Origin of the sequence: Microcoleus sp. C2D2 (genome assembly GCF_036702495.1) — a bacterium.
Taxonomy (GTDB): Bacteria; Cyanobacteriota; Cyanobacteriia; order Cyanobacteriales; family Microcoleaceae; genus Microcoleus.
Genome location: NZ_JAUBTO010000248.1, coordinates 1 through 7,126, shown reverse-complemented (window position 1 = coordinate 7,126; position 7,126 = coordinate 1). Strand labels below are relative to the sequence as shown.

The 7,126-nt window shown below is 46.2% G+C and carries 11 protein-coding genes and 2 tRNA genes; 1 reads left to right on the top strand and 12 read right to left on the bottom strand.

Features of this window, described 5'->3' with window-relative positions:
• Positions 1 to 14 precede the first annotated feature (14 nt).
• From QUB61_RS36765 to QUB61_RS36725, 9 genes are all read right to left on the bottom strand, one after another.
• Complete coding sequence (locus QUB61_RS36765; protein WP_333135938.1) at positions 15 to 434, bottom strand: type II toxin-antitoxin system PemK/MazF family toxin; 420 nt, start codon at positions 432 to 434, stop codon at positions 15 to 17.
• Positions 431 to 610 (bottom strand): hypothetical protein, encoded by a 180-nt coding sequence (locus QUB61_RS36760; protein ID WP_333135940.1) that lies wholly within the window; start codon positions 608 to 610, stop codon positions 431 to 433. Before QUB61_RS36760 ends, QUB61_RS36765 begins: the two co-directional genes overlap by 4 nt.
• 220 nt (positions 611 to 830) lie before the next feature.
• A complete protein-coding gene (locus QUB61_RS36755; protein ID WP_333135942.1) occupies positions 831 to 1,535 on the bottom strand; it encodes a hypothetical protein in 705 nt (234 codons plus the stop codon).
• A gap of 287 nt (positions 1,536 to 1,822) precedes the next feature.
• Positions 1,823 to 3,256 (bottom strand): hypothetical protein, encoded by a 1,434-nt coding sequence (locus QUB61_RS36750; RefSeq protein WP_333135944.1) that lies wholly within the window; start codon positions 3,254 to 3,256, stop codon positions 1,823 to 1,825.
• A gap of 208 nt (positions 3,257 to 3,464) precedes the next feature.
• A complete protein-coding gene (locus tag QUB61_RS36745) occupies positions 3,465 to 3,926 on the bottom strand; it encodes a hypothetical protein (protein ID WP_333135946.1) in 462 nt (153 codons plus the stop codon).
• Positions 3,927 to 4,056: 130 nt separating this feature from the next.
• Positions 4,057 to 4,128 (bottom strand) — tRNA-Met (locus tag QUB61_RS36740).
• 106 nt (positions 4,129 to 4,234) lie between these two features.
• A tRNA-OTHER gene (locus QUB61_RS36735) sits at positions 4,235 to 4,383 on the bottom strand.
• Positions 4,343 to 4,543: a hypothetical protein gene (locus QUB61_RS36730; RefSeq protein WP_333135948.1), complete on the bottom strand. Its 201-nt coding sequence runs from the start codon at positions 4,541 to 4,543 to the stop codon at positions 4,343 to 4,345. The genes QUB61_RS36735 and QUB61_RS36730 overlap by 41 nt, the downstream gene beginning before the upstream one ends.
• Positions 4,544 to 4,666: 123 nt before the next feature.
• Entirely contained in the window at positions 4,667 to 4,846 is a 180-nt protein-coding gene (locus QUB61_RS36725; protein WP_333135950.1) for a radical SAM protein, read from the bottom strand.
• Between the two features lie 250 nt (positions 4,847 to 5,096).
• On the opposite strand from QUB61_RS36725, the gene QUB61_RS36720 reads away from it, so the two are divergent.
• Positions 5,097 to 5,240, top strand: a complete 144-nt coding sequence (locus tag QUB61_RS36720) for a hypothetical protein (RefSeq protein ID WP_333190381.1) — start codon at positions 5,097 to 5,099, stop codon at positions 5,238 to 5,240.
• Between the two features lie 32 nt (positions 5,241 to 5,272).
• Here the strand turns inward: QUB61_RS36720 and QUB61_RS36715 are convergent, their stop codons facing one another.
• The 3 genes from QUB61_RS36715 to QUB61_RS36705 all read right to left on the bottom strand — a co-directional run bounded on the left by QUB61_RS36715 (position 5,273) and on the right by QUB61_RS36705 (position 6,854).
• Positions 5,273 to 6,235 carry a GNAT family N-acetyltransferase gene (locus tag QUB61_RS36715; RefSeq protein ID WP_333135952.1) on the bottom strand — a complete coding sequence of 321 codons (963 nt, stop codon included), beginning with the start codon at positions 6,233 to 6,235 and terminating at the stop codon, positions 5,273 to 5,275.
• Between the two features lie 92 nt (positions 6,236 to 6,327).
• A complete protein-coding gene (locus QUB61_RS36710) occupies positions 6,328 to 6,477 on the bottom strand; it encodes a hypothetical protein (protein WP_333135954.1) in 150 nt (49 codons plus the stop codon).
• A gap of 14 nt (positions 6,478 to 6,491) precedes the next feature.
• The gene (locus QUB61_RS36705; protein WP_333135956.1) at positions 6,492 to 6,854 is read right to left on the bottom strand and encodes a YgjP-like metallopeptidase domain-containing protein; all 363 of its coding nucleotides are present in this window, start codon (positions 6,852 to 6,854) and stop codon (positions 6,492 to 6,494) included.
• Between the last annotated feature and the right edge of the window lie 272 nt (positions 6,855 to 7,126).

Below are 7,126 nucleotides of genomic sequence, written 5' to 3'. Positions count from 1 at the left end.
CGCTGATGGTGACATCAATGAGCAAATCGACTGGCTGATCCAAGAATCCCCTCGCCTTTAGGCAGGGGAGTGTCAACTGAATCTATTTCCATTGGCTTAGTTACAAGTGCTAACCCTGCTAGAATTTGTCGGACTCTATCCTGAGAAACTCTGCCAATTTTATCTACCAAGAAAGCTTTATCTACTGTCAAAACTTGAGACACATTCACTACACTTTGGTCTCCTAGATTAGCTTCTCCGGCTTCAAGTAATACATTACCCATCGCCTTAGCTCGTCTGAGATTAGTAGTCAATGCACAAACAATTACAGTTCTGATTTGGGAACTGTTCAGGACATCGTTTTGAATCACGACATAAGGACGGAGATAACCGGGTTCCGAACCTATTGGCTGTCCTAAATCTATCCAGTAGATATCTCCCTGACGAATTATCATTCTGTTTCTGCCAAATATCGATGATGTTGACGCATTCCCTCCAACATAACTTTTTCTGACGGATCTAGTCCATCTGCATACGCTTCATTGATGCTTTTGAGGAGTTCTTGTTGATGATGGCGACGCAAGTAGTCTTCTATTGCTAGAATAAACAGTTGTTTTTCAGGAATCTGCATCTCATTTGCCAGGATGGATACTTGGTTATAGAGTGTATCAGGGAGGAAAAGATCGGTTTTTATGTTAGCCATGAGGTTGTACCTGTTTGATTGACTATAATTCTAGTTTAGCTTAAGCGCGATCGCTCTTGTCTATCCACAGCTAAAATGTAGTATAATTTGCGAAAGATTCTCCACTTGTTTACAATATCCTATTAGCTAAATAATGGCGATACCTGGCTTATTTTTGAGGAGAAATGAACAAATCACGCTTAAGGCGGTGAGAATATATTTGCCTGATAATATTTTCAATCTCATTGCTTTTTTGTTCTAAGTCCGCATCTGTTGCTCCCTCATGTAAAATTGTGCTGCGAATGTTATAGGCATCTTTGATGATACTAACAGCTTTTTCATGTGCCGGAATAGACTCCTGCACAATACGCTGCATTGCTTGAGAAATTGATTCTTTCTTCAGAGCACGAATCCGACCCTCTACCGATCGCTTGATGTTGTCTGGAATCGATGTATCAGTTAACTGCTTGACAAAACTATTAACTAACTTCTCAAGTTCTTGATTGGCGTAATGCTCTGGTTGAGCTAGTGGTTCAAGAGCAGAGACAAGTCCAACGAACTTAGCACGATCACTTGTTTCTAATCTTGCTGATGTAAACAATTCCATAGATACCAAGAGTTTCTCCTCCACCTCGATATTCTCATCAGAAAAAATTTCGTTGACAAGCTCCACTAATCTACAGCTATTCATCTTCAAATGTAACTGAGCGCTTACTCCACCTATGGTTCCGCCATGTTGGGTGCGATCGTAGATAAGTGAAGTCTGGTAGTCAAGAAGCAGTGGATGTTTTCTAGATATGGCAGCCCAAAGTAGAGCTAGTAATAGTTTAGATTTTTTTTCTTCAGCTTCCTCCACAGTTGCAAACCATTCCACATAGAGATCGAGCTTTTGCGAAATTCGTCCATTATAGTGTATCTTTTCCCGGGACTACACGGACAATAGACTGTTTATCGTCAAGTAGTAGAGAAGCTTCGCCAGCAAAGTCAAAATTATCTGTTTCATCAAGAATAACCGCGACTTGGACTCCATAAGGAAGCTGGTTTGTATTATCATAAATTATTAGCCTATTATCCGGTCGTTTTTTGTTCATGGACTATGTTCATATCCGATAATAAAATCAGGATTGCGCACCAGCATAACTGACGGGCAATCCCATTCTATCACTTGTCATCCCTCACAGGCAGCGACGTGTCGAGAATTTCCATCAACAATTCCAGCCGCGAAGGACGGCTCAACATCGGCACTAAATTCGGCAAGGAGTAATAATCACCCGCAAACGTAAATGTTTCCACCGATACTTGTTTGTCCTTTAAGTGCTTCTCAACATCTTCGCACCAATCACCAACTCGCACAATCAGAACATCAGGATTTACCCCCAAACTGCGGCAGTAATTCGGGTAAGCATCCACGAAGTAAGGTGAAGAGTTTTCGCCTTCATCTGTTACGATAATGAATTGCTCGACAACCTGCTTTTTAATTCGCATTGCTTCCACCGCGCAACCGCAACTTGTGCCGCCGCCACCGCGAATGTGTTTGAAAGCGCGTTCCCAGTCTGTCAATTCGCTGCCGTTTGCTTGCACTGGATACGGCATGGTGTCAAAGGCATAAACGAACAGTGCAGCCTCGGAAATGCCGGAAATCAAAGCAGCGAGACGCTTTCCAACGTCGATCGCACTTTCCATGCTTCCCGACTTGTCAATCAACAAACCGGTTGCTTTAGCAATCTTGCCGCGCTTCTTCACCTGTTCGTTTGTCACCGCTTCCAGCTTCGCCGCCGTTGCTGCGTCGAAGTTCGCGCCCGCGCCCGCCACACTCGCTTTGTAAGCAGAAACCCGATCGCACTTTGCCGCTTCATCCAGCTTCGAGTCAATCAACTGCTTGACTTCCGGGTGATCCATCGCGCCGCGCGACCGAATCGATTTCAAATTGTTGATGACTTCCTGCGGCGACATCGAGTTAATCAGCGCGGCCAAAACCGTTGGCGTTAGCTGTTTGATCGCACCAACTGCGATCGTATACGGAATCTTGTACTCAACAATCAAATTCGCCTGTTCCGCAGGTGTCGCCGCCTTTGCCAACTGCTTCAAAACGAATGCCAGAGAGTCGGACGGCGGATTGTCTTTAAACAGGATAGCATTAGCGCGATCGCTCGGCTTGACGTGCAGCGTTGCGTACAAATGCTTCATCGCCTTGCGGTTGCGGATGGCTGCGCGATCGAAAAACTGTGCATTCTTTTCCCGCGATTTCAGATAGCGAGTGACAGCAGTGCGCGCGCTGCGGGGCACCTTATTCTGGTGCTGCTTCATAAAGTCCACAATCCGCGAAACCTCGTAGGGAGGGAACTCTTGCAGCATCATAAAACCGGCATCTCGGTGTTCCGTCAGCGCCGAAGTCAGCAAATTTCCGGCAAAAACTTCCTTGTGATCGCGCACGTCGCCGTGACGTTGATACCACACTGCTAAATGGCCGTAAAATATTGGGTCTAATTCGATAATTAACTTGTGAATTTCTGCCACCTTTTCCAGTTGACGGTGAGGAGTGGTGAGCAGACTGTTGAGCATTTCCAAACGTAAATCGCGTTCTAATACATCCATTGGTGCTACCTCCCATTTCGATTTTCGTTTTTCGTTTTTCGATTTTGGATTGTAAGGAATATCCAAAAATCAGCGGTGGCAGTTGTTGCACACTTGGCAATGAATGTAATAGTCACCGCGCAAGTTGGGCGAGCTTTTTTTTTATAACCTTTTCAGGTTGGTATGTAAGCTCTCCGAATTGGGGCGCGGCAACAACTGCTATTTTCAATTATTTCTGGGAAACTTGTTCTAAGTCGATCGCTCTTTTGTCTGGTTCCACCCAATTAATCCGAGCTTCCCAAGACATCAGGCGCTCGCGCGTGTAATAGCGAAATGGTAAAGTGCGATCGGCATATTTTGCAATCAAACCGTTAGCCAGATGTACGATCGAGCGATTTTGGCTTTCATCGGCGAGATACCGGCGAATAGTTCGCACCCAAAACATCGTTAGTGTTTCGTGATACCCGCTATCTTTTGTGGTTTCAATTCCTTGAACCGAATTGTAACGTTTAATACCATTGCGAATCGCATTGATTGCTTCTTGCTCCGAGTCATAACACAGATACCACAGGGCAACGGTTAAATGTGCTTCGTGCGTCCATTGACTTCGCGACAGGTTGCCTTCTTGGAAGGCATGAATCAGACTGTCTATCTCCTTGGGCGATCGGTAAATTGCCAGTCTTTTTCTCATGGCTAATACCCAATTTATTTTTGAGGACGGAAGTCTTCAATACAAACAGGATTACTTAATTCTTATCCTGAATTAACAACAAGAGCTTATAGCATTAAAAGTCACTTCGCGCAAGTTAAGAAAGCCGTTTGCACATACGCAGGAGTTGAACCCGCGACCTTTTCCTTATGAAGGAATTGCTATACCAATCAGCTAGTATGTAAGCTTCCTTTGTTGGGGCGCGAAGTGGAACTTTTAAGCGCCGGATAGATATAAAAAATTCAGCTATAAAAGGCAGCGCACAAGTCAGAGAAGCTTTCTTTCAGCCTCGCGGCAAGTAGGAATTGAACCTACAATTCGATTTTAAGTCGAACGTTTCCAGTTTGTAAGCTTCTTTAGTTGGGGTGCGCTGCCTAATACGTGCTTTCAGTGAATTTCTAGCCGTAAACAGCTTCTGGGCGGACAATTAAATCACCGCTGGGACGGCGATCGAGAACGTAAGACTCGAAGCGATCGCTCTTGACATCAAAATGATTTGCCAGACGTTCCTGAATAGCCTTGTCGCTCATTCCGGCCCAGATGCCCAGTTGGTCTTCTGCCAGATCGTAGGAACGTCCTTCAAAACGAATGTGAACCATTACCGATACCTCCTAGAGCAATTTTGGATTTTGGATTAGTAGCTTATCTGCTCTCGATCTTGGCTTTTTGTGAGACTTGGCAAATTGCCAGTATCGGTAAAGATTCACGAAATCTGATAATCTTTACTGAAATAAACGCCGTTCTAAGTGATAAGCTTGTTTGACATTGCGGATTTCCTTAGCCTTTTTGGTTGCTTCGACTTGGGCAGAACTTGTCTGTTCTGCATCCGCATTAAATTCGTTTAAATGAGGCTGATTCGGTACAATATCTGGCTCAGATTGAGTCAGTTTGTAGCCGAACACTGTGGTGTACAGTCACAACATGACAATTCAGTCTCTGTTACAAGACTTTCAAATTGATGTTCCTTAAAATTTCGATCGTTTATTCAGTTTTCAAGGTTCAGCAGCGGTACGGAAAATACAAGTTTTTGCTTGTCCTGTGCTTTCCATACTTTTATACTACATACGTAATACACAGTTGTCAAGGGGGTGGGAAAAGTTTTTTAGATAAAACTTACACGAGTGGCGAGAAACCGGGTTTTTTCAGGAAAATATGTCGTTGCAACCCGCAGATGCGGTAAAAAACCCGGTTTCTAGGGTGGGAGTGCGATCGTCGCGTCGAGTGGCGAGAAACCGGGTTTGTTCAGGAAAATATGTCGCTGCAACCCGCAGATGCGGTAAAAAACCCGGTTTCTAGGGTGGGAGTGCGATCGCGAACTGTAACATCGATCAAACATCCTTAACATAAGAAATGCTGTCGCGAATATTGTGGAAGCCAGCAGACTCGTAAAGATGCAATGCACCTGAGGAATTTTCAGCATCGACGCCGAGAATAGCAGTAGCCACACCGGCAGCTTTCAGTCGATGCAAACCAGCCAGCAACATCGCTCGTCCCAATCCCATTTTGCGGAAGCCGCGCCGAGTGCCGAGAGAAGCAATCCAGCCTTCATTGCGCCCGGTACGATCGCACTCTTGCACACTAATCTCGCAGTAACAAAAACTGACAAATGTGCCGTCATCAGCAACAGCAATCAAGTTTAAATCATTTCTGTAATCGGGTTTAGCTAACTCGTGCTTAAATTTATCTACCGTTAAATCGCGATGATTCCAGTGATCGATAAACGACTGGTTGAACATTTCTACCCAAGCTGCCGCATCCTGTTCGCCGGGGAACTGACGCAGCGCGAAACCTTCGGGAAAGTGCGGTTCTGGGATCGGTTCAGAGAGCGATCGCGCCATGCGGCAAAAATAGCGATCAACCTTAAAACCGCAACTTGCCAGCACAGAAATGCGATCGCAATCCTCAGCGCGAGCGTAGGTTCGCAGCTTCACGCGCCCGCCCCGCATCGCAGACACCTCGCGCATCCGCACTTCACCCCAGGCGATCGCGGCTGCTTCCACATCGCCTCCGCGCGCGTCGGGGCGGACGCGAAACCGCAGCCAACCGTCAATTACTTCGCCCGGTTCAGAAAGCGACAACTGAGCAAAACCGATTAATTTTCCCTCCGCATCTTCCCAAAGGCGGATATCGCGCGCTACATCTAGGGACGGTGCGTTAAATTCTTGTTGTAGTTCCGAGATGGAAGTGCCTTGATCGAGTCGATCGACTTCTTCGCAAGTATTGATTAAATGGGCGATCGCATCTAAATCGCGATCGCCCGCATAGCAGCGCGCCGAGAGATTTGCCATCATAGCTAATCACCATTCCCTGTTGTTATTCAGTTTAAAAATAGCTTGGGCGATCGTACTTTTATCGATCGGATGAGCCGATGGGTCGATCGGCATTAAAAATCCGACAACACAAACACCCCGACGCATCGAACCGCTACAGCAGTTGACTGCACTCGTGAATTGCCGCTTGCCAAATTATTTGTGTGCTGGCTGCAAATAAACAGAAAAATCGCCTCCACTTTTCCTCCATCGCTAAAGGTCATAATTCACGCCATTCTCAGCTAACCAGCGCTTGCGTTTCAAAGGAATCTGGCAAAATCTGCTCGACTCTATCCCAAAACGCATGATTGTGGTGCGGTTCAATCAAATGCACCATTTCGCGAATCGCCAGATACTCAATCATCACTCGCGGTAGCATCGCCACTGGCCAATGAAAATATAAATCTCCCTTGTGCCCGCAGGAACCCCAGCGATCGCCTAAATCTCGCACTTGCACGCAACGGGGAGAAGCTTCGAGGCGTGAGACAACAGCAGCAATTTGTGTATCTAAAATCGACGAAAGGCGATCGCATTTCCTCATCTTGCCAAGCGCGATCGCCCAAGCAGCAATTACAGCAGCAGATTGATGGGTGGCAGACATTGCTGGAGAAGTTGGGAGGCAATGAATGAGCGATCGCTTCTCCTTATGCCGAGTCCCCTTGTTATCGGATGAAGTGGCAGTTCAAGCCAACGGCAGGGTGTGAGAAGCATCGGTTGAGGTTGTTGTCCAAGTGCCCCAGGTGTGGGGCGAGGTTTAAGAGGATGTTTGAAAAGTCTTCTTTGCTACCTTCTAGGTATTAGACCTCTTGCAAAAATAAATAGGACGGGCTCTTCGGCCCATCCCACAAGAAAAAATAACTCTTGTGGGATGGG

Bases quoted from the DNA above. Each gene is read 5' to 3' on its own strand.
- QUB61_RS36765 (WP_333135938.1), bottom strand. From the start codon at position 434: ATGATAATTCGTCAGGGAGATATCTACTGGATAGATTTAGGACAGCCA.
- QUB61_RS36760 (WP_333135940.1), bottom strand. From the start codon at position 610: ATGCAGATTCCTGAAAAACAACTGTTTATTCTAGCAATAGAAGACTAC.
- QUB61_RS36750 (WP_333135944.1), bottom strand. From the start codon at position 3,256: ATGGATGTATTAGAACGCGATTTACGTTTGGAAATGCTCAACAGTCTG.
- QUB61_RS36745 (WP_333135946.1), bottom strand. From the start codon at position 3,926: ATGAGAAAAAGACTGGCAATTTACCGATCGCCCAAGGAGATAGACAGT.
- QUB61_RS36730 (WP_333135948.1), bottom strand. From the start codon at position 4,543: ATGGTTCACATTCGTTTTGAAGGACGTTCCTACGATCTGGCAGAAGAC.
- QUB61_RS36720 (WP_333190381.1), top strand. From the start codon at position 5,097: ATGTCGTTGCAACCCGCAGATGCGGTAAAAAACCCGGTTTCTAGGGTG.
- QUB61_RS36715 (WP_333135952.1), bottom strand. From the start codon at position 6,235: ATGATGGCAAATCTCTCGGCGCGCTGCTATGCGGGCGATCGCGATTTA.
- QUB61_RS36710 (WP_333135954.1), bottom strand. From the start codon at position 6,477: ATGACCTTTAGCGATGGAGGAAAAGTGGAGGCGATTTTTCTGTTTATT.
- QUB61_RS36705 (WP_333135956.1), bottom strand. From the start codon at position 6,854: ATGTCTGCCACCCATCAATCTGCTGCTGTAATTGCTGCTTGGGCGATC.